Here is a 1518-nt window from a genome sequence, read left to right on the forward strand (position 1 = left end):
GTTTGAGCCAGCGCGCCGCCACGCTTAATGACAGCAGCTGCAAGGTCTCCCCGCGCTCCAGCAGCGCATAGCGCTCGCGCACCACGCTGAGCACCCGGCCAAAACTTTGCGTGTGGGCGGCCAGCGGCGCTTCACGCGCGGGTGCCGGGCGTGGCGCGGGTTCAGCGGCCGGTGCGCGTGGCGCTTCCGCCGCCGGCGTTTTTATCAGCTGCTGATAAACCGCCCCTTCACGCGCGCGATAGCCCGGCTCTTTCGACTGCCACTGAGCGCCCGTGCCGCCGGATGCGGTGCCGCTACTGCTGCTGCGCGCGCCGGTTGCCGGCTGAGCAAAGTGATTTGTCCCGGCGGCCTGGCGGTTTTCCGGCTGCCACTGTGGCGGCGGCTCTTCGGCATGGGCCAGCGGCAATTCGGCGCTGCGACTGGCCTGCAGCACGCTCATCACACCCTGCCAGATAAAGTCATGTACCAGCCGCGACTGATGAAAACGCACCTCGTGCTTGGCGGGATGCACGTTAACATCCACCTGATGCGGATCGATCTCCAGATACAGCACATAGGCCGGCTGCTGATCGTCGCCGAGCTGGGTTTGATAAGCCTGGCGGATGGCGTGATTGATCAGCTTGTCGCGCATCATGCGACCGTTAACGTAGCAGTACTGCAGGTCGGTAACCTGACGCGACCCCGCCGGATCGGCCACCCAGCCGCGCAGCGCCAGATCGTCGTGCTGCCAGTCAATGCGCAGCGCGTGCTGCATGAAAGGCGTTCCGCAGATGGCGCCCAGACGCCGCTCGCGCTGCGCCTCCTGCGTCACGCCGCGATACTGACGCACCAGCTTGCCGTTGTGCGTCAGCGAAATCGCAACATCGAAACGCGCCAGCGCAATGCGGCGAATCACCTCATCAATATGGGTGAACTCGGTCTTTTCGGTGCGCATGAATTTTCGGCGGGCAGGCGTGTTGTAGAACAGATCGAGCACTTCCAGCGAGGTTCCCACCGGGTGGGCGGCGGGTTTGACCGTCACCGCCATATCGCGCCCTTCGGCATAGGCCTGCCAGGCTTCCTGCTGATCGGCGGTACGCGACGTCAGCGTCAGGCGCGACACCGAGCTGATACTCGCCAGCGCTTCGCCGCGAAAGCCGAGGCTGACAATCGCCTCCAGATCATCCAGCGAGGCGATCTTGCTGGTGGCGTGGCGGGCCAGCGCCATCGCCAGTTCATCTCGGGCGATGCCGCAGCCGTTGTCGCGGATGCGGATCAGCTTTGCACCGCCTTTCTCAATATCGACCTCAATGCGCGTCGCTCCGGCATCAAGGCTGTTTTCCACCAGCTCTTTTACGACCGAGGCCGGGCGCTCAACCACTTCGCCAGCGGCAATCTGGTTCGCCAGCTGAGGCGGTAAAATCTGTATTGGCATGGTGGTGATCCTTATCAGGTATGGGCTGCGCGCAGCCCCTCATCAGGATTGTGGAATCTTTAAATTTTGCCCCAGCATCACGTTGCTCGACTTCATGTTATTCG

At 63.1% G+C, this 1518-nt stretch carries 1 protein-coding gene; it reads right to left on the bottom strand.

Features of this window, described 5'->3' with window-relative positions:
- Positions 1–1414 (bottom strand): DNA mismatch repair endonuclease MutL (mutL, locus tag FT726_RS27275; RefSeq protein WP_346303848.1); only part of this gene is annotated, 1414 nt, incomplete at its 3' end.
- Between the last annotated feature and the right edge of the window lie 104 nt (positions 1415–1518).

The organism is Pantoea sp. Morm (genome assembly GCF_016643525.1).
Lineage (GTDB): Bacteria > Pseudomonadota > Gammaproteobacteria > Enterobacterales > Enterobacteriaceae > Pantoea > Pantoea dispersa.